The organism is Planktothrix agardhii (assembly GCF_904830935.1).
GTDB lineage: Bacteria > Cyanobacteriota > Cyanobacteriia > Cyanobacteriales > Microcoleaceae > Planktothrix > Planktothrix agardhii.
This window is the reverse complement of sequence record NZ_LR882952.1, coordinates 1,673,874-1,692,798: the sequence shown is the minus strand read 5'-3', so window position 1 is coordinate 1,692,798 and position 18,925 is coordinate 1,673,874. Positions and strand designations below refer to the sequence as shown.

General features: G+C 38.9%; 16 protein-coding genes and 1 pseudogene. 13 read left to right on the top strand and 4 right to left on the bottom strand.

Going from position 1 to position 18,925, the window contains the following annotated elements:
- Window positions 1-108: 108 nt before the first annotated feature.
- The 5 genes from opcA (at window position 109) to petP (ending at window position 5,303) form a co-directional block, all read left to right on the top strand.
- Entirely contained in the window at window positions 109-1,440 is a 1,332-nt protein-coding gene (gene opcA / locus NMG88_RS07910; RefSeq protein WP_254035289.1) for a glucose-6-phosphate dehydrogenase assembly protein OpcA, read from the top strand.
- A 317-nt stretch (window positions 1,441-1,757) separates the two neighbouring features.
- Complete coding sequence (locus NMG88_RS07905; protein WP_254035288.1) at window positions 1,758-3,101, top strand: hybrid sensor histidine kinase/response regulator; 1,344 nt, start codon at window positions 1,758-1,760, stop codon at window positions 3,099-3,101.
- A 71-nt stretch (window positions 3,102-3,172) separates the two neighbouring features.
- Window positions 3,173-4,654: a dolichyl-phosphate-mannose--protein mannosyltransferase gene (locus tag NMG88_RS07900; RefSeq protein WP_026797106.1), complete on the top strand. Its 1,482-nt coding sequence runs from the start codon at window positions 3,173-3,175 to the stop codon at window positions 4,652-4,654.
- A 146-nt stretch (window positions 4,655-4,800) separates the two neighbouring features.
- Window positions 4,801-5,013: a hypothetical protein gene (locus NMG88_RS07895; RefSeq protein WP_026788852.1), complete on the top strand. Its 213-nt coding sequence runs from the start codon at window positions 4,801-4,803 to the stop codon at window positions 5,011-5,013.
- Between the two features lie 83 nt (window positions 5,014-5,096).
- Window positions 5,097-5,303, top strand: coding sequence for a cytochrome b6f subunit PetP (gene petP, locus NMG88_RS07890; protein WP_026788853.1), 207 nt, complete (start codon window positions 5,097-5,099; stop codon window positions 5,301-5,303).
- Window positions 5,304-5,500: 197 nt separating this feature from the next.
- On the opposite strand, the gene NMG88_RS07885 is transcribed toward petP, so the two are convergent.
- The gene (locus NMG88_RS07885; RefSeq protein ID WP_235751258.1) at window positions 5,501-5,989 is read right to left on the bottom strand and encodes a DUF29 domain-containing protein; all 489 of its coding nucleotides are present in this window, start codon (window positions 5,987-5,989) and stop codon (window positions 5,501-5,503) included.
- A 107-nt stretch (window positions 5,990-6,096) separates the two neighbouring features.
- On the opposite strand from NMG88_RS07885, the gene NMG88_RS07880 reads away from it, so the two are divergent.
- On the top strand, window positions 6,097-7,191 hold the full coding sequence (locus tag NMG88_RS07880) for a Get3/ArsA fold putative tail anchor-mediating ATPase NosAFP (protein ID WP_254035287.1): 1,095 nt from the start codon (window positions 6,097-6,099) through the stop codon (window positions 7,189-7,191).
- 160 nt (window positions 7,192-7,351) lie between these two features.
- Here the strand turns inward: NMG88_RS07880 and NMG88_RS07875 are convergent, their stop codons facing one another.
- A complete protein-coding gene (locus tag NMG88_RS07875; protein WP_042153303.1) occupies window positions 7,352-7,744 on the bottom strand; it encodes a hypothetical protein in 393 nt (130 codons plus the stop codon).
- A 256-nt stretch (window positions 7,745-8,000) separates the two neighbouring features.
- Between NMG88_RS07875 and NMG88_RS07870 the strand changes: the two are divergent.
- From NMG88_RS07870 to NMG88_RS07860, 3 genes and pseudogenes are all read left to right on the top strand, one after another.
- Window positions 8,001-11,055, top strand: a pseudogene (locus NMG88_RS07870) (HEAT repeat domain-containing protein).
- A gap of 160 nt (window positions 11,056-11,215) precedes the next feature.
- Window positions 11,216-11,695 (top strand): Crp/Fnr family transcriptional regulator, encoded by a 480-nt coding sequence (locus NMG88_RS07865; protein ID WP_042153299.1) that lies wholly within the window; start codon window positions 11,216-11,218, stop codon window positions 11,693-11,695.
- Between the two features lie 45 nt (window positions 11,696-11,740).
- Window positions 11,741-12,412 carry a bestrophin family protein gene (locus NMG88_RS07860; RefSeq protein WP_254035286.1) on the top strand — a complete coding sequence of 224 codons (672 nt, stop codon included), beginning with the start codon at window positions 11,741-11,743 and terminating at the stop codon, window positions 12,410-12,412.
- Here NMG88_RS07860 and NMG88_RS07855 read toward each other — a convergent pair.
- On the bottom strand, window positions 12,371-12,574 hold the full coding sequence (locus NMG88_RS07855; RefSeq protein ID WP_254035285.1) for a magnetosome magnetite crystal formation protein family: 204 nt from the start codon (window positions 12,572-12,574) through the stop codon (window positions 12,371-12,373). The two genes, NMG88_RS07860 and NMG88_RS07855, sit on opposite strands and share 42 nt — an antisense overlap.
- A 55-nt stretch (window positions 12,575-12,629) precedes the next feature.
- Here NMG88_RS07855 and NMG88_RS07850 point away from each other — a divergent pair, with 55 nt between their 5' ends.
- Window positions 12,630-13,781 carry a nucleotidyltransferase domain-containing protein gene (locus NMG88_RS07850; protein ID WP_227350381.1) on the top strand — a complete coding sequence of 384 codons (1,152 nt, stop codon included), beginning with the start codon at window positions 12,630-12,632 and terminating at the stop codon, window positions 13,779-13,781.
- Window positions 13,782-13,857: 76 nt separating this feature from the next.
- Here the strand turns inward: NMG88_RS07850 and NMG88_RS07845 are convergent, their stop codons facing one another.
- Window positions 13,858-14,820, bottom strand: a complete 963-nt coding sequence (locus tag NMG88_RS07845) for an aldo/keto reductase (RefSeq protein ID WP_227350380.1) — start codon at window positions 14,818-14,820, stop codon at window positions 13,858-13,860.
- A gap of 72 nt (window positions 14,821-14,892) precedes the next feature.
- On the opposite strand from NMG88_RS07845, the gene NMG88_RS07840 reads away from it, so the two are divergent.
- The 3 genes from NMG88_RS07840 (at window position 14,893) to NMG88_RS07830 (ending at window position 18,805) form a co-directional block, all read left to right on the top strand.
- Window positions 14,893-15,474: a DUF1802 family protein gene (locus tag NMG88_RS07840; protein WP_042153292.1), complete on the top strand. Its 582-nt coding sequence runs from the start codon at window positions 14,893-14,895 to the stop codon at window positions 15,472-15,474.
- 204 nt (window positions 15,475-15,678) lie between these two features.
- Window positions 15,679-16,113, top strand: coding sequence for a hypothetical protein (locus NMG88_RS07835; RefSeq protein ID WP_227350378.1), 435 nt, complete (start codon window positions 15,679-15,681; stop codon window positions 16,111-16,113).
- A 34-nt stretch (window positions 16,114-16,147) separates the two neighbouring features.
- Complete coding sequence (locus NMG88_RS07830; protein WP_254035284.1) at window positions 16,148-18,805, top strand: ParA family protein; 2,658 nt, start codon at window positions 16,148-16,150, stop codon at window positions 18,803-18,805.
- The last annotated feature ends 120 nt before the right edge of the window (window positions 18,806-18,925 follow it).

The window sequence follows — 18,925 nt, the reverse complement described above, 5'->3', positions numbered from 1 at the left end:
TCTTTTCTTTACTGATAACTGATAACTAATAACTGATAACTAATAACTGATGACTAATAACTGATCACTAATAACTGATAACTGTTAACTGTTAACTGATAACTGATTATGACTACACCACTTGTTGCGTTACAAAAACCCAAGGATATTTCCCTCAGTCAAATTGAAGCTGAGTTAAGTAGTATTTGGCTGAGTCAGAATATTGGAAATGGGAAAACCACCGCCATTGCTACCCGGGCGGCTACCTTTAGTATGGTGGTTTATGAACCCGAAGAATTTCAACAATTGTTGGGGGCTTTAGGGTTTTATCTGGGCAGTATTGATGGGATTCATGGAACATCAACCCGGAATGCGATTAAAGAAGCTCAGAGAATTTATGGTTTACTCATTAACGGGCGAGTTGACCCCGATACCTTGCTAAAATTACGCCAAGAATTTACCAAACTTCCCCCCGAAGATCAAATTATTCCGAATCTGGATGGACGGGGATTTAGTATTAGTGAAACCATTGCCGCTCAAAATCCCTGTCGGATTATTACCCTGTGTCCAATTGTAGGAGAGGATACCGGAGTTACGGCCCAGGTTTCTGCCTACTGCCCGATTCAGAAAAAAAGTGAAGAAGGGTTAGTCTGTTGTGAATATATTACCCTCAGAGGCACAAAAGCAGCCTTAGAACGGGTGGGAAGTGTGGTTTCCTCCCTGATGATTCCCGATTTACCTAAGTTTGTTTGGTGGAAAGCCACACCTAACCCAGAGCAGGAATTGTTTAAACAATTAGCGGGTTGTTGTAATTGTGTGATTGTGGATTCCTCTTATTTTAGTGATCCAGAATCAGAATTGTTAAAAATGAACGATTTGATTGAACAGGAAACCTATATTGCTGACTTGAATTGGCATCGACTTTCCCCTTGGCAAGAATTAACTGCCTCTGCCTTTGACCCCCCAGAACGTAGAGCTTCCTTGGTCGAAATTGATAATATCACCATTGACTATGAAAAAGGCAATGCGGCTCAAGCCCTAATGTTTTTGGGGTGGTTTGCGAGTCGTTTGGAATGGAAACCTGTTTCTTTTGTAGCTAAAGGTGGGGATTATGATTTAAAACATATTGAGTTTATCGGGCCGAATGATAAAAAAATTATGGCCGAACTCGCGGCAATTCCCACGGCGGATTATGGTGAAATTCCAGGAGATTTAGTGGGATTACGGTTAACTTCTAGTAATCCTAACGCCAACTGCTGCACAATTTTATGTTCGGAAACCACCGGATGTATGCGGATGGAAGCCGGAGGAAGTGCCCAATCTTGTCGGACTGAACAAGTGATCGCCGCCACGGATCAAAAAGCGGAATCCCTTATGGCTCAACAGTTACAGCGTTGGGGACGGGATGTTCTCTATGAGGAAAGTCTGGATCTAACGGCTCAAATTCTGAAGTTACAATAAGTTCAGATTCAAGTAAGAATAGCCCCCTTTGTTGCACCCCATGATGGGGTGTTTTTTGTTGAGTCCGCCATTAGTTGTGATGGGTGTCATTGTCAAATCATGATCAGTCAACGTAAAATATAATCTAAATAGTTCCATATAAGTTTAGATACTCAACAGGTTGGGGGTATTGTGTCTTTTGTTTCCTTTTGGGAGGCATTGAAAATAAATTCATTGATCAACGGCTACGAATATTTATAATTAAGTTGAGTTGAGATAGTAATTTGCTTTCTGCTGGAACAATTTCGATTGATCCATAAATCATAATCCCATTTAATATGCACTCCAACTCATTCAAAGAAACCACCATACTAATTGTCGATGATAGCCCAACAAACCTTAATTTATTATCAGGTTTTATTAATAATTGTGGCTGGAGAATTTTAATCGCAAACCATAGTAATCAAGCTATTCAAGTTGCGGAAACTGAACAACCTGATTTGATTTTATTAGATGTGGTCATGCCCGAAACCGATGGGTTTGAAACCTGCAAACACCTGAAAAGTCATGCTTCAACCCATGATATTCCGATCATTTTTATGACCGCAGTGATGGATAATTTAGAAAAGGTCAAAGGCTTATCAATTGGGGCTGTGGATTATATTACTAAACCGTTTCAATCTGAAGAAGTGATTGCTAGAATTAAAATTCATTTAAAAATTAGTTCTTTAACACAACAATTATTAGAAAAAAATCAAGAATTAGAACAACGGGTTTTAGAAAGAACAGCCGAATTATCCCAAGTATTAGAAGATTTAAAACAGTCTCAAATGCAATTAGTACAAAGTGAAAAAATGTCAACTTTAGGGCATTTGATTGCTGGAGTAGCCCATGAAATTAATAATCCGATTAACTTTATTGCGGGTAATTTGAATCATGCTAATATTTATATTAAGGATTTAATTCAGCATTTAAAACTGTATCAAAGTTATTATCCTAATGCCGATCCTTCTATTCTTGCCTATGCTGAATCCATTGATTTAGACTATTTAATCGAAGATTTACCTAAATTGATTTCTTCTATGAAATTAGGCACAGATCGAATTTCTAATATTAGTACCAGTTTACGCACTTTTTCTCGGAGCGATATTAAGGCTCAAGTTCCTTTTAATATTCATGAAGGGTTAGAAAGTACCCTATTAATCCTGAAACATTTATTACAAGCAACCGATCACCGTCCTGATATTAAGGTGATTAAAAAGTATGGTCAAATGCCTTTAGTTGACTGCTATCCGGGGCAATTAAATCAGGTGTTTATGAATTTAATTAATAATGCTATTGATGCCTTAAATGAATCTAGCGCCACTAAATCCTATCAAGAATTACTGCAACATCCGAATCAAATTATAATTTCAACCTATCTGGTTTCTAATAGTCGTGCTGTTGCTGTTTCAGTTAGGGATAATGGGACGGGAATGTCTGAAGATACTAAAAAATGTGCCTTTGATTATTTATTTACCACTAAACCTGTAGGAAAAGGCACAGGACTGGGACTATCCATTAGTCGAAAGATTATTGAAGATACCCACAAAGGGCGATTATTGTGTCGTTCTCAGTTAGGAAAAGGATCGGAATTTATTATCGAGATTCCGATTTGTAGAGAATTAGAAATCATTAATTAGTAATCAGTATAGAGACGCGCCATGGTGAGTCTCTACTATCAGACCCAACATAGGAATTAAATCCAAAAATAATGACTGATACAAAATATAAATTTCAACTCAAATTATCTAGTTTTACTTTGGGAATGATCTCAATATTTATTGGGTCTATTCTTTTAAGATTTTGGGGTTTAGGCCGATTTAATAGTTTGGTTTTTGATGAAGTTTATTTTGCTCAATTTGCTAATAATTATTTAACTGAAACTCCTTTTTTTAATTCCCATCCCCCCCTAAGTCAATATTTAATTGCCATTGGAATTTGGCTCGGATCTAAACTACCCTTCGGACAAGAAACCATTAATAATTTAACGGGTTCGACCCTATCTACTTGGAGTTATCGGTGGTTTAATGCTTTATTTGGTTCGTTTATTCCCTTAATTGTAGGTGCGATCGCCTATCAACTAACTCAACGTCGCAGTTATACTTTAATTGCTACCTTTTTAATGGCAACAGATGGATTATTTCTAGTAGAATCTCGCTATGCTCTGAGTAATATTTATATTGTATTTTTTGGATTATTAGGACAACTATTTTTTTTAAAGGCTTTACATAAAAAAGGGATTAACCATTGGTTTTGGATGGGTTTAGCCGGAATTGGATTAGGAGCAGCAGCCCTAACTAAATGGAATGGATTAGGATTTTTATTGGGGATTTATTTAATATTAATAGTCTCAGGATTGATTCAATATTGTACCAAAAATTCAAAAAAAATAATCCCAGAAACATCTTTTAAATCTCCCTTACAAAATCTAAATCAACTCACCACAATTATTATTCTAGTCACCTTAATTATCATTCCTATTCTGGTTTATTGGATCGGTTGGCTTCCCCATTTACAACAAAATCCAGATCCGCCCTTTTGGGGTCTTCAAGCTAAAATTTGGGCTTATCATCATAACTTAGGAGATGGTACAAAAGTTCATCCCTACTGTTCTAAATGGTACAGTTGGATTCTGATGTTACGACCAATTGCCTATTTTTATCAGAAAGTTGATACTACCACTCCCCTTGATCCAACTTTACCTTTAAGTTATCCCGATCAACTTCCCATTATTTATTCAGTTCATGCGATGGGAAATCCCTTTTTATGGTGGTTATCGACCTTAGCAAGTTTATTATTATGTTTTCTGTTAATTCAACGAGTTTGGATGGCTTTATCTGTTAGATTTCCCTATTTAAAACCTAGATTATCCCTAGAATTTCCGCCGACACCGGAACTGTGGTTGGCTCTATTTTTAAGTTTGAATTGGTTAGCAAATTTATTACCCTGGGTGAGAGTTACTCGCTGTTTATTTATTTATCACTATATGACCGGATTTGTGTTTAGCTGTATGGCTTTAGCTTGGTGGGTAGAACGATGGTTATATAGTCATAATAAACAATTTCGGTGGCTAGGATTTCTGATCATATTCCTGGTTTTATTTGGTTTTTTGTATTGGATGCCCTTATATTTGGGACTGCCTTTATCCCCTCTACAATGGCAACTGCGGATGTGGTTTCGATCTTGGATTTAGCTTCTGGGACTGATCCCAATTTAGAATAAAAGGTGAGATTCATCACATTAATTGGTAATAATGATCACAAATAATCTTGATAGATATTGCGGAAATCTCAAGCTAGATCGTGAATACTTGTAATAGGTTCTAAAAAATATAATTTTATGAATAACAATAACTCTGATTCCAAAGAATACCCCGTACCAGAATCCCAAGAAAAACAATTAGATGCGATCGCTAAACTAGCAGTTTTAAGTTTAACTTGGTCTTTAGCGGGTCTATCCAAAGAAAATAGATCCAGTCCTAACCCCGAAATAGCCACCCCAAATATCCATATTAACTTGTCTGGACTCAAAGATGGGGTTTTTCCCTCTTAGTTGCCCATTTTTTCGATAATCTGGGGCAAGGACATATTAAACTAAATTGTGAATTGGTTAATACCCCAAGGAGAACACCGGACGTGGCAATCGAAATTGGTCAAAGAGTCAAGATTCGTCGAGTTATAGAGCGAGTCCCTGCCGATATTATCGCTCAACTCAAGCAAAATCCTTTTGGAACTGTCAAAGGCTTCAAAATGGTAGATGGGAGTGGAGTCGGTTTTATTGTCCAACTCGATAATAAAGCAGCAACTTGGTTCTTTGAAGATGAACTAGAAGTTTCTCGTTAATATTCCCCTATGGTGGGGACGGGAAATATTAAGAGGATGATCTGCAAGTTTGGCTTGAGGCTATTGTGGATCATCCTCTTGATTTTTGGAAATTGTCAAAATGTCATTCGCTTCTATAGCAATCCTATTTAAGTTGTAATATTTTTGAAATTTAATCCTTGTGGTAGGGGCAATTCATGAATTGCCCCTACCACAACCTATTGAGGATTGCTATATATATCACTATTATCAGAATCGGGTAAATAATCAATATTCAGTGTTTCTTCAATAGAAAATGGACAATTTTCAGGAAAACAAGAACGGGGTAAACCTGTTTCTGCGGCTGCTAATTTTTGGGCATCTTGATAACATTGTATAAAAATATTTTCTAAAAATGGCTTGAGACTGGGACTGTTTTCGAGTGCATCTTCAATCCTTTGACGATGCTCAATGATTGTATATTGCCAACTATTAGAACGTTTTTCTGGCTGAAATCTATATTTCAGTAAGTGCATTAATAAAATCCTCAGATTACTTTTTAAGGCATTTTTATCATTTTTTCCCATACTGTCTAATTCTTCAATTAAATTTTGACAATCTAATTCTTCAAAATGTTTGCTTTCTAGCAATTGAATCGTTTGCTGTACCCATAAATGGAAATCTTGTTCATAAAGTTGGTTGAGTTTGAGTGATAATTCAGAGTTCATCAAATTAGCTCCTTGATGAGTTGAAAATATACCGGATTGCCGTATACCTATTCTAATTGATTTGTTGTAGGATCAAGTTTCCATAAACGAGATTAGGAAAATCATAAATGGCCTTAACATTAACATTTTTGGGCAAGGGGGGTACGGGTCGGACAACACTGGCGATCGCAGCCGCTCAACAATTGGCCGCCAGTCGGAAGCGGGTATTATTAGTCGGACAAGATGGTAGTCCCGCCTGGAATATCCTACTAGAAACGGAAGTGGGGTGTGATCCAACGGAAATCGCCACCCATTTAAAAGCCGTACAATTGAAAAGTGCAGTTTTACTCGAACGCAGTTGGGAAGAAGTAAAAAAGCTGGAAAACCAATATGTTCGTACCCCGTTTTTTAGGAATGTTTATGGTCAGGAATTGGGGGTTTTACCCGGGATGGATAGTGCCCTGGCCCTCAACGCGATTCGCCAATATGATGCCAGTGGCGAATATGATGTAATTGTTTATGATGGGTTAGCCAGTCAAGATACCCTGAGAATGTTAGGAATGCCAGAGATTTTAAGCTGGTATTTACGCCGTTTTCGGAATGTATTTATGGAGTCGGATTTGGGAAAAACCCTCTCTCCTTTTGTACAACCGATTGCCAGTAGTGTTCTGAATATTGATATTTCTGGGGATACTTTTGCCCAACCGACTCAAGACATGAATAATATCTTGGAGCAAGGGAAAACGGCGGTATCCGATCCTCAGCGAGTGGCGGCTTATTTAGTCAGTAATCAAGATGAAGTGGCGATCGCCACAGCTAGATATTTATGGGGAAGCGCCCAACAAGTGGGACTCACCGTGGGCGGGATGCTATTAAACCAAACATCCCTAACAGAAGCAATTACAGAGGCATTTGATCCGTTAAAAGTCAGTGTAATTCCCCCACGTTCCGGTCAAAGTTGGCAACCTCTGATCAAGTCTTTACCTGATTTTACCCAGGCTGGGTTAGCTCCAAAACCAATTAGTATTGATGTGGCACAACGCAAGGTCAGCCTGTTTCTGCCCAGTTTTGATAAAAAACAAGTCAAGCTAACCCAATACGGCCCAGAAGTCACGATAGAAGCCGGAGATCAACGGCGGAATATCTTTCTTCCCCCAGCCCTAACCGGAAAACCCGTAACTGGAGCCAAGTTTCAAAACGGTTATTTAACGATTAGCTTTTAACCAGTTATCAGTCATCAGTTAACAGTTATCAGTTATGAGTTATCAGTCATAAGTCATCAGTGCGAGAGTTAATCGTTAACTGTTAATTTATTAATCGAAAAATAAACCACTATCACCAATTACCAATTACCAATTACCAATTACCCATTACCTTAAATTATTAATAGGGTTCAGAGGAAGAAGAACGGGGTGAAGGTTCTACTTGAGAATCTATAGTTTGATTATTTAAGTTTAATTTTTCATTAATTGTCAGGGATACTCCCAAAAATAAAAGACTGCTAATAATCGCTAAAAGTGGTAATCCTTTCGTTAAGCTTAAATCTCGTAGAATTCGTGCAAGGGGATGACTTTGGCGTCGGAGCATTTGGGCAACGGCACACTTCTGGAGACAAAAGGGATCTCGCACATAATGACCACTGTGACTCATGACAAAATGTGTATGGCAGTGAGGGCAAGTAAAGAGTCCACCTAACATTCCAATTGAGGGCAAAATGCTAGTATGATGGCAAATTGGGCAGGTAACAGAATGGGTGTTAAAGGTATCTGCGTTCATAATAACTGGACTCAAACGTAGAAAATTAAAGGTTTGTCGAAACTTGGGAGCATGGCAACAGCTTGGGCAGTGAGTTATCTTCGTTGCTTTCTATTACTTCTAGTCTACCTCTAAGGTAGGAGAGTTTATCAAGGAGAAACGTTAATATTTGTAGAGTAGAAACCACCAACCCTCAACTCCAACCCAAGAGGGGCGATAAATCAGTTAAACTCTATTCAGAGGTTTTGAACATCACAAAAAGGGGTTTGGGCATCGCATGGAAAAACCAGTCAGTGGTTCCGCTATGCTGGGACAGGGGGTGCTGCGGGGGCTGAATCTCCGTCAGGAAGAAGTAGAAAGAACCCTACTGATGTTTTTGGTCTACACCTTAGCGTCCGTGGGGTTAATTTGGTTAGAACTAAGTACCGTGGGTTTATTCCTGGATGAATACGGTGCTGATAAATTACCCTGGATCTATATCGCCAGTGCCGGGATGGGTTCAGGCTTGGGATTTGTTTATTCATCGCTGCAAAAGGTTTTTCCCCTACGTCAAGCGATTGTCATTATCTTTGTGATCATGGCAATACCCCTATTTTTATTTCGTTGGGGACTAGGATTATCCGATATCAAAATATTAGGGTTAAGTCTTCAATTTATTACCCTATTTTTAATGTGGTTATGGGTGGAAGCGTCTTATGTTCTCAACGACTTAAATAATGCAATCACCGCCAACCAACTGTTTAATATTCGAGAAATTAAACGCACCTATCCAATTATTAGTAGTGGATTTCTAGTCGCTGGGGTAATTAGTGGGTTTTCCCTTCCCCTACTATTAAAAGTGGTGGGACTGAATAACGTCACTTTGGTTTCCGGGGTGATGGTACTCCTAGCCGCCGTAATTTTATTTTATCTATCCCAACGCTACGGTCAATCCTTCCCCGACTCCACGCGCTGGACACCGGAAGATGAAGAACAAGAATTTAGTACCCGCAATCTCAAGGGCCCGGTGTTGGGTTATGTGATTCCCCTAGTCTCGTTTTTTGTTCTAGCAGAAGCCCTATATGTATTAGTAGATTTTCAATTTTTTAGTCAATTAGAATTTCAAAGCGATACGGCCGGAGCCAGTGGGATTGTTAGCTTCCTGGGAATCTTTGAAGGGATTTTGAGTGTAGCTCAAGTCTTAACACAGTGGTTTGGGTCTAGCCGATTAGTTGAACGCACGGGAGTCTTTGTCACCGCCATTGTTTTACCCGTTGGGGTGATTATTTTAGGCACGATTTCCTTGATTGGCGGAATTACCGGGATATTTTCGGTATTTTTAGGATTTGTGATCCTGCGATTCTTAGATGAATTATTCCATTACACCTTAATTGAAACCACCGGAGCCGTCCTGTTCCAACCATTGCCGGATCACGTTCGCAGCGATATTCAATCAATGGTAAACGGGGTGTTTGAACCCATGTCCACGGGGGTGACGGGGGTACTGATTTTAATTACCCTCTGGATTTCGCGGTTGATTTTTCCCGAATCGACCCAAACCCAGTTACAAAGTGAACAGGGATTAATGTTCGTCGGTCTGATCATCCTCATGGCTGTGGTTTGGCTATTGGTAGTTTGGTTAATTCGCGCCCAATATGTGAGTTTATTGGTTCGCAGCGCCGAACGGGGGCGGCTGAGTGTCTCGGATATTGATATGCCCCAACTCAAGCGGAATGTGGTGGAAACCCTCAAGAAACCCGGAGAAGAAGCCGATAAACGCTCCTGTATTGAACTCTTGAGTCAACTGGATGCGAAAAACGTCGGTGAAACCCTGGTTCCCCTCCTGGGTAGTCTTTCCCCAGGGTTACAGCGTCAGAGCTTGGAAATTATGCTCAATCACCCAAATCCCGCCTATTTGGAGGAAATCCGAGCTTTTACCCAAGGGACTTTGGCCCCGGAAGTCCTGGCCCTGGCTTTGCGATACCTGTGGTTAACCGAAACCAGTCCCGATATGGAACAGTTGCGCCCCTATCTCCAACCCCAGGTTGATCCGGTGGTGCGGGGAACGGCCGGGGCCTTGATTTTGCGTCGAGGCGATCGCGAACAAAAGGCCGCCGCCACCAATACCATCCGGCGGATGATTACCAACGGCCAAGAACGGGAACGGGTGATGGGAGTCCGCGCCCTGGGAGAAGCTGACTATTTACAAGGACTGCGGCTCTATCTTAACGATTTGTTACAGGATGAATCTTTGCGCGTCCGTTGTGCATTATTAGATGTGATCGCCTCTACCCATTTGGAAGAATACTATCCTTCTTTAATGAAAGCTCTCTGCTATCGTTCCACAAGGGATACGGCTTTACAGGCTTTAGTGAGATTAGGGAATGAGGCAATTCCTTTGTTAATCCAGCAAGCTAGTGATATATATAAGCCGGATTTAGTGCGGTTACAGGCTTGGACAGCCCTCGGCGAAATTGGTACTACCGAAGCCCTGGATACTTTGATCGGTGAATTAATGATTTCCTGGGGAACTACCCGGCGCAATATCCTGAGAATTTTGCTTAAAATTCCTCAAGATACTGGAATTGAAGGAGTATTAGATCGGGTCGGACGCACCGGGGTAGAAATTTTAATTGAGCAGGAATTAATGTTCATCGGTCAAATTTATGCGGCTTTGCTAGATTTGTCCCTAGAAACACCTATCCTATCGGACTCGGAAGATGAAGATTCAGATACCTTTGATCCCTTCGATCCCTTCGATCCGGTTGTCCCTGATATTCATGCTCCCCAACAGTTATTAAAACGCGCCCTGGAAGGATTAGAAATTGATGCGGTGGATCGTTGCTTTCTGTTAATGAAGTTTTTGTATCCCCATAGCTCGGTTCAAGCCGCATCCTTTAATGTCCAGTCCAATTCTTCTTCTAATGTCGCACGGGGGTTAGAAATTATTGATAATATTGTTGATATTGCCCATAAACGGGCATTAATTAGCATTCTCGATCAGCACTCTAAATTGGAGAAATTGCAAAATTTATCCGATTTTAGTTAGCTATCAACCCATGAAACCGAGCGATCGCCTACGCCGTTTATTAGAGTTACGTCATTTTCTCTCGGACTGGGCTTTGGCTTGTTGTTTCCATGTCGCTAAAAGCTCCCGATGGAGTTTAACGGCTGAACAAGCCCTGATGTGCTTACGTCATCCCACCGGGTTTGTTCGAGAAGCTGTCTTAGCATATCTAAAGATTGCATCTGAACGGGCTTTGATAGAATTATTGCCAATGCTACAAAATGATCCCGATCATTTAGTCGCAAACCAAGTTGAGGAGTTAATGATACAGCTTGGAGTGAAATAGCGATCAAAGGTATAGAGTGCGGAACACAGAAGTTAATGATTTTCCCCCTATTCCCTATTCCCTATTCCCTATTCCGGTGTTCCGGTGTTCCGGTGTTCCGGTGTTCCGGTGTTCCGGTGTTCCGGTGTTCCCTCCTAGAAATGAATTTTTTAGTAAACCTATGTTAACTAGCGTTGAACGCCTTTTATTTGTCAGGGGTGTCCCGATTTTTAAAGAATTGCGAGACGATTTTTTAGTCCGTCTAGCATCGGTTATGGATGAATTATCCTTTCCTAATGAACATAGTATTTTTACTGAGGGTCAGGAAGGACGGGCGCTTTATATTGTGGTTTCTGGACGGGTACGAGTTCACATTGGCGATCGCAATTTAGCCGAATTGGGAAAAGGGACTTGTTTCGGTGAAATGTCTCTATTTGATGCCGAACCTCGCTCCGCCACCGTCAGCACCCTAGAAACCTGCGAATGTTTGATCTTAACCCAAATGCAACTCTATGATGCGATTGATGAAACCCCCGGAATTGCGATTAATATTATTCGTTTATTATCTCGACGAATTCGAGAACTGAATCAAAAATTAAATCCGCCTACCCCGACCGTAGCAGGAAATAAAGTCGTCGAACTGCGACCTTCTGCCGGATAGTCTGTTAGTAGGAATTTTTAGGAGGATAAACCTTCAAAAACTTATATGTCTAATAGCGAAAAAAACTGGTTTAAGTTAACAGTCACCATTAAAAACTCTGTTATTCCAGCGATCATGCCCCGTGTGATTCTATGTACAACATTGGGCATGGCAATTTCTCTATTCGATTATCATGATTGGCCGATCGTATCGGAAGTTTTTAATTATTTTATTTTTCCTGATTTGGTTCTGGGTTTATTATTAGTTTTCCGAACAAATACAGCCTATGATCGCTTTTGGGAAGGTCGAAAACTTTGGGGAACTTTAGTCAATACCGTGAGAAATTTTTCTCGTCAAATCTGGTTAATAGTTCCCGAAAAAGATATTAATGATACCACTAATAAAATCGCTATATTAAAACTATTAGTTGCTTTTGCAGTGGCAACTAAACTTCATTTAAGGGGAGAGAAAATTAATTCAGAAATTGAGGCTTTAATTTCCTCAGAACAGTATACAAAACTGCAAACAATGAATCATCCCCCTCTGGAAATTGCCTTTTGGATAGGAGATTATTTACAGGCTCAAAACAAACACCATCACCTTCATATTTATCAATTAACTGCTTTATATAAACTTTTAGATACCATGGTCGATGTTTTGGGGGGGTGCGAACGAATTAGTAAAACTCCTTTACCTTTAGCCTATCAAAATTGTAAATACAAACGCATAAATGTATAAATTGATATGAAAGTTTAGGGATTCTCTGGCATTTGCTTTGACAACGGAATCTTGAACTAGAAATAAAATAGCAATAGGAATACCAATGGCGATTAAGGTAGCACTAAAAAAGATTGCACCATGACTCAGTACCGATAGAATCAGTCGTTTATCTCGTTCCATGAGGATCACTCCTTAAAGGGTAATTGATTTATTATATCAACCCCGGATAACATTTGTGTTAGACCTGAAATTGAATTACAGTAAAATAGCAGAACGCACTTTTTTAATTTCTGTCTTTATGAACCGTTTAGAGATTGAAAACCGGACAATTTTACTCGCGTTAACGGGTTCCAGAGGTTATGGACTGGACACCCCTGCTTCTGATTATGATTATCGTGGGGTATTTATTGCCACCAAACCCTATTATTTAGGATTTAATCTGATTGAACAAAAAGATCGGGGTTGGGACACAGAACCGACAGAAAAGTTCCCCTTTTTATCTCAAGATACCTGTTTATATGAATTAAAAAAATTTCTGAAACTCTTGATTGATAATAACCCTAATATTTTAGAATTATTATGGTTTAAAGACTATATTCATCTGACGGAAGTTGGGGAACGATTGAGAGAACATCGTCAGATTTTTTTATCTAAAAAAGTCAAACAAACCTATTCTGGCTATGGCTATGCTCAAATTAAAAAGTTAGAATCCCATCGTCGTTGGTTATTGAATCCTCCAACGGAAAAGCCGACGGCGGCAGAATTTGGTTTAGTGGATATACCGCCCTTAACCGTTAGTCAAATGAATGGTTTTTTAGAATATTTATATGGGTTAGTTCGCGCTCGCATTGAATTTTTAGAACCCAGCCAAGAACTGTATAAACTGCTAACTGCGGATATAGATTTTAAAGGAGTTTTAAAACAGTATCCCTTACCAGAATCTACTTTAGAAATGACTCAAAATTTGTCTAATTCCTCTAACGATTTTATCCAATTATTGCAAAAAAGTCAACAGTATCAAAGGGCCTGTCGAGAATACCAACATTATCAAGATTGGAAAAAAAATCGCAATCGAGATCGGGCTGAGATGGAGGCTAAGGTGGGATATGATTGCAAATTTGCTATGCAAGCAATTCGGCTATTAAAAACCGGAATTGAGGTTTTAGAAACTCAATCTTTAATAGTAGACCGTCGAGAAACTGGAGATGCGGAGGAATTATTAGCCATCAAAAAAGGGAAATATTCTTATGATCAGGTGATGGAAATTGCTAAAGGTTTCTATGAGAAACTCGACCAAGCAGCAGAAAATTCTACCTTGCCGAAACAGGTAGATGCGGAAGTTGTGAATCAACTTTGCATTGAATTAGTATCTCGGCAAGGATTTTAATGGGTAATGGGTAATAGGTAATAGGTAATAGGTAATGGGGAATGGGGAATGGGGAATGGGTTAAGAATATCACCTTTTAAAAATTCCACATCACCGGACTATCATCTAAATAATCAGTAACAGTCCGTCCGATTTTATCAATTTCTGCAATATCTTCGGGCGAAAGAATAATCTCAGTTGCCAGAGTATTTTGTTGGGCTTGTTCGGCATTTCTAAACCCAATAATCGCGTTAGTTTGAGGTTGAGCAATTAACCAAGCGATCGCTAATTGTCCTAAAGTACAGTGATAAACTTCAGCAATGGGGCGTAATTTGTCTAAGGCATTTTGTACCCGTTGATAATGGTCTTTATCAGCAAAAAGTTTATTTTTAGAACGATGATCTCCTTCGGCAAATTGATGATTAAAGCCAAATTTTCCCGTTAATAATCCTTGGGCTAAGGGAGAATAGGCTAAAATCGAAATATTCTGTTCAATGCAATAGGGCATGGCATCTTTTTCTACCTTTTGCCAGAATAAAGAATAGGGGGGTTGTAAACTTTCTATTCTTCCATATTGGGCGGCTTCCTCTAATTGAGAACGAGAAAAATTAGAAACACCAATAGCTCGAATTTTGCCCTGTTCTTTTAAGTGATTTAAAGCCCTCATGGTTTCTTCAATAGGAACAATTTCCGAATTCATAAATCCAGAAGGCCAATGAATTTGATAGAGGTCAATATAATCGGTATTCAGATTTTTTAAAGATCGTTCACAGGCTGCAATCACTTGATCATATTTTAAATGATTAGCAAAAACTTTACTAGCATAAATAACTTGATCTCGGACATCCGATAACGCTTGAGCTACAATTTGTTCCGAGTGTCCTTCCCCATAAATTTCTGCGGTATCAACGGTAGTAATACCCGCATCAAAGGCGGCACGAATAGCCTTAATAGTTTCTGCGTCTTCAATTCCCACCCACATCCGTTTTCCCGCTTGCCAAGTTCCAATTAAAATGGGCGTAATTAAAATATCAGATTGACCCAGAGTTCGTTTTTCCATGTTAAGTTCCTCAGTTGTAGGTTATTATTATTGTATGTAATTTTAGCAAAAATTAGCATCTATAGTTAAATCATGGAAACCGTAACAAATTATGCTTTAAAAGAATGGGATATTGCCATTCAAGCCCTAGAAATGGGTGAAACAATTATGTTATTGAGAAAAGGCGGAATTCGAGAACAAGGAGGAAAATTTAAGGTAGATCACGATAAAATTCTACTCTATCCCACCTTTGAACATCAAAAACCCACTTTATTAAAACCTGAATATGCAAATCTTGTCCAACCCGTTGCTTCCGGTTGGCATCCTGAAACCGTTAAAATTAGTAGTTTTGCGGAAATTACTAATATTTTATCATGGAATAATGCTCAAGATGAATCTTTAATTAATTCCTTAATAAAATATCATATTTGGAATCAAGCATTTGTGCGCGATCGCCTTCAATTCAAACCCGATCAACCCCTTTATATTTTATTACTGAGAACCTATAAACTTGAGAAAGTTTATAATATTGCTTATCATCCCAGTTATGGAGGATGTCGGTCTTGGATAGATTTAAAGGAAACGATTTCATTAGAAAATATGGTTCCTATATTAATGCAAGAAGACTACGATCAACAAGTATCAACTATTGATCAAATTCTTCAACCCTCGTAGTGAACCCTTCAGGCTTCTATTCCATATTTTTTAAGAAAGCCCTGAAGGGCTTACTACGGGAGATAACCCTGAAGCCTGGGTGTCAACTCCAGAACAATTTAGGAGTTTTAAGTAAGTACGGAAGAACTGGACATCTAGGTAATAATATAATAAGCAAGAGAGTTATTTGTTAGATTGATCATTTTCACCAAACCTCTGGCAAACATGGAAGATTACCAATCTGCTTTTTTACAGCGTCATAAGGATACCGAAATACTTTGTTCATCTAACCGAAAAGTAGCCGCCATGCACTTTGGTGGTGTTACCATAGAGTGTCTGCTAAAATCAATGATATTGGCTTCATTACCCAAAAGTGCAAAGCGAGAATGGAAGACGGATTCTAATAATCATGGTCACACAATCACAAATCCAGGACATAGTTTTCAAGATGCTTTAAAGCGGCATCATAAGCTCTATGATAGGGTTCAAAAGATTCCGCAGGTCATGAAATGGCTGGTCACAGTTGAAAATCCTAAAAATCAACATTTTATAGATATGCGCTACGATGGCAGTGAACCTAATGATGAAGACTATAAGCAGTGGCTATCTGCATACAAGAGTCTCATAGGTTGGTTACAGAGGCAAGCTACTCAACTTTAAAGAGGCAGATATGGAGGAAATCTGGCAACTATCATTGAAACGGCAGCTTACGGACACTTATGTGCAGAGTCCACAGGAAGAATGGACTGACATCAATATTTCAACTTCTGGACTTCTGAATTTAACAATTGTAAGTGATCGCTTTAATGAATTATCTTTACCACAGAGAAGGGATCAATTACAAAACATCCTAAGTCAATTTAAGATATCCCCAGGTTTCATTTCTTTATATACATTAGAAGAAGCACGATCCCTGAATTTGTCAGCCCCACAGCTTGTAAATGGAAGCTCAATAAATACTTGGCAAGATTTAGCATTATGGGCAGCAAATCCGCAAAATCAATCCCAATTTTCTCAACCTCAACCCCGTATTCCTCGAACAGTAACATTTTATTCCTTTAAAGGGGGAGTGGGTCGAACAACTGCCTTAACCCATGTTGCTTGGATTTTGGCTATGCGCGGTCGAAAAGTTGTGGCTGTTGACTTAGATTTAGAAGCACCTGGTTTAAGTACAGCTTTTAGCTTAAACCCACTACCTGAATTCGGTATTGTGGATTATTTTTATGAACGTTCTTATTTACCGAAAGGGTTAAAACCTAATATTTTAATCACCAAAATATTTGGAGAAGTTACAATACCTGATGCTACAGGAAGACTTTTTATTGTTCCTGCTGGTTCTTTAAGTCTTGATTATATTTCTAAAGTTGATGATCTGCGAGCAACTACTATTCTTGATCAGGGTGAAACCCTCTGGTCTATTTTTAGTCGTGAAATTCAAGAGCAGCTAAAACCAGATATTATCTTGGTAGATTCGCGTACCGGAATCAATGAATGGGGTGCTTTATCTTTACTCCAAGCTGCTGATGAAGCGATTATATTTTTATTTCCAAATGAGCAGAATCGACAAGGGATCGATCTTCTCCTAAAATCACTTAATTCTTTTGGCAAACTGTCAATAAACTTTGTGTTTTCACCTGTTCCCGATCTCAGCGATACTGGAATGGCTAAAGTTACAAAGCTTTGGCGACTTTTGCGCGAAGTAATTGAGCGAGAAATAGATCAAGATGAACAGAGTGAAAATGGGGATGACTCAGATGAGTCTCAATCGGAAATTGCAGAACCATTAGTAATACCTTATCTTCAACCCATTGCTCTAGCCGATCATTATCCTGTAACGGGCTTATTGGATTACTACAATCGAATTGCTAACTTAATTGATGAAGAAACTAATCAAATCCGCTCACAGGAAATTCTAACGGGAACAGATGCAGAACAACGCTGGAAAATTATCGAAAGCCTTCAATTTCAAGCATTAAACGCGGCTGATCCCAAACAAGATTTGAATTTACTCTTTCAGAAAACTGCTAATTTTGACAAATTCTTAGATGAAACAACTTGTCTTATACGCGGTCGAAAAGGCACGGGAAAAACGGCACTTTACTTACTTCTATTAAGACATGAATCTAATGCTAAACAGTTAGCTCGTGGTCGATTAGATTCCGTAACTTTCCTTTCTGGTCATGGAGGATTCACGAATAGTCGTCCATCCCGTGACGAGTTCCGATACATCAATCAAAAGTTAGAAGAAAATCAGGGAAGTTGGGAAGAATTTTGGCGAGCATACCTAATACTGCGATTATTCCAAGAAAACAGTTTAAAACTGCCAGATAAAGGGGGGCAGAAAACTCAATTACGCGAAATTCTGAAAGGACTATCACGCGAAAACTGGCAGTCTGAACATACTAGAGCATTAATTCAATTATCAACGGATTCAAATTTGAGACTTATTTTACCTGAGGTCTTAGATATTCTGAAGGAACAACCACGGGATAAAAATCAAACACTTTGGCTTTTATATGACGATTTAGATGAAGATTTCCCCGAAAAAAATGGAGTCAGACAACAAGCTTTAACGGGTTTATTTCAACTGATTCAATCTTGCGATGCCCGTCGGTTAACCTCAATTCGATTTAAAATATTCCTCCGGGAAGATATTTGGAATCGGTTAAACTTTGACAATAAAAGTCACTTTAATGGACGTGATCTATTTTTGACGTGGACAAGGGTAGATTTCTTACGATTAGCCCTTCGTCAAGCCATGCAATCACGAGATTTTAAAAGTTTCGTAGATCGTTCTGCACCTGTTGAAAATATTGATAATGCCAATGAAGAAACCTTAAATCGTGCCTTGGATTTATTGTGGGGAATTCGTCGAAGAACAAGCCATAGATCTAAATATGTTTATAGATGGGTTTACGAACGTTTATCCGACTTAAATGGTACTGCATTTCCTCGCAGCTTAAGTGCTTTACTTCAAGGAGCAAAAGAGCAGGAGCTAACTTATAAAGAACAAACATCTGTTAAGTATCCAACTGATCGTTTACTCCGAGGAAAATCTCTGGAGATTGGTTTAGAAAAGGCTTCAGAGGAACGTTGTGATGCAATTAAACAGGAATATCCTGACCTATATCAATTTTTTGAAGCCCTAGAAGGTGTTCAATCTTTACCATCCAGAGAACAACTTGAACAAGTATGGCAAAAAAGCGCACAGGAAATATATCCTGATTTCGATGAATTTGCCAATTTTTTAAGCGGAATTGGTCTGGCTAAATGGCGAGAAAAAGAACAACGTTATGGGTTTCCTGATATTTATGTCTATGGTTTCAAGATGATTCGTACAGGTACGAAGTAGTAAATTAGGTTTCTCAATTTCCTCCAACACAGAATTTAATTTGTTTAAACAGCGTATAAATAAAATTATTTTTCTTCTCCATAAATTAAAGCCAAAACTTTATTTTTTACACAAGTTGAT

Bases quoted from the DNA above. Each gene is read 5' to 3' on its own strand.
- opcA (WP_254035289.1), top strand. From the start codon at position 109: ATGACTACACCACTTGTTGCGTTACAAAAACCCAAGGATATTTCCCTC.
- NMG88_RS07905 (WP_254035288.1), top strand. From the start codon at position 1,758: ATGCACTCCAACTCATTCAAAGAAACCACCATACTAATTGTCGATGAT.
- NMG88_RS07900 (WP_026797106.1), top strand. From the start codon at position 3,173: ATGACTGATACAAAATATAAATTTCAACTCAAATTATCTAGTTTTACT.
- NMG88_RS07895 (WP_026788852.1), top strand. From the start codon at position 4,801: ATGAATAACAATAACTCTGATTCCAAAGAATACCCCGTACCAGAATCC.
- NMG88_RS07885 (WP_235751258.1), bottom strand. From the start codon at position 5,989: ATGAACTCTGAATTATCACTCAAACTCAACCAACTTTATGAACAAGAT.
- NMG88_RS07880 (WP_254035287.1), top strand. From the start codon at position 6,097: ATGGCCTTAACATTAACATTTTTGGGCAAGGGGGGTACGGGTCGGACA.
- NMG88_RS07875 (WP_042153303.1), bottom strand. From the start codon at position 7,744: ATGAACGCAGATACCTTTAACACCCATTCTGTTACCTGCCCAATTTGC.
- NMG88_RS07865 (WP_042153299.1), top strand. From the start codon at position 11,216: ATGTTAACTAGCGTTGAACGCCTTTTATTTGTCAGGGGTGTCCCGATT.
- NMG88_RS07860 (WP_254035286.1), top strand. From the start codon at position 11,741: ATGTCTAATAGCGAAAAAAACTGGTTTAAGTTAACAGTCACCATTAAA.
- NMG88_RS07855 (WP_254035285.1), bottom strand. From the start codon at position 12,574: ATGGAACGAGATAAACGACTGATTCTATCGGTACTGAGTCATGGTGCA.
- NMG88_RS07845 (WP_227350380.1), bottom strand. From the start codon at position 14,820: ATGGAAAAACGAACTCTGGGTCAATCTGATATTTTAATTACGCCCATT.
- NMG88_RS07840 (WP_042153292.1), top strand. From the start codon at position 14,893: ATGGAAACCGTAACAAATTATGCTTTAAAAGAATGGGATATTGCCATT.
- NMG88_RS07835 (WP_227350378.1), top strand. From the start codon at position 15,679: ATGGAAGATTACCAATCTGCTTTTTTACAGCGTCATAAGGATACCGAA.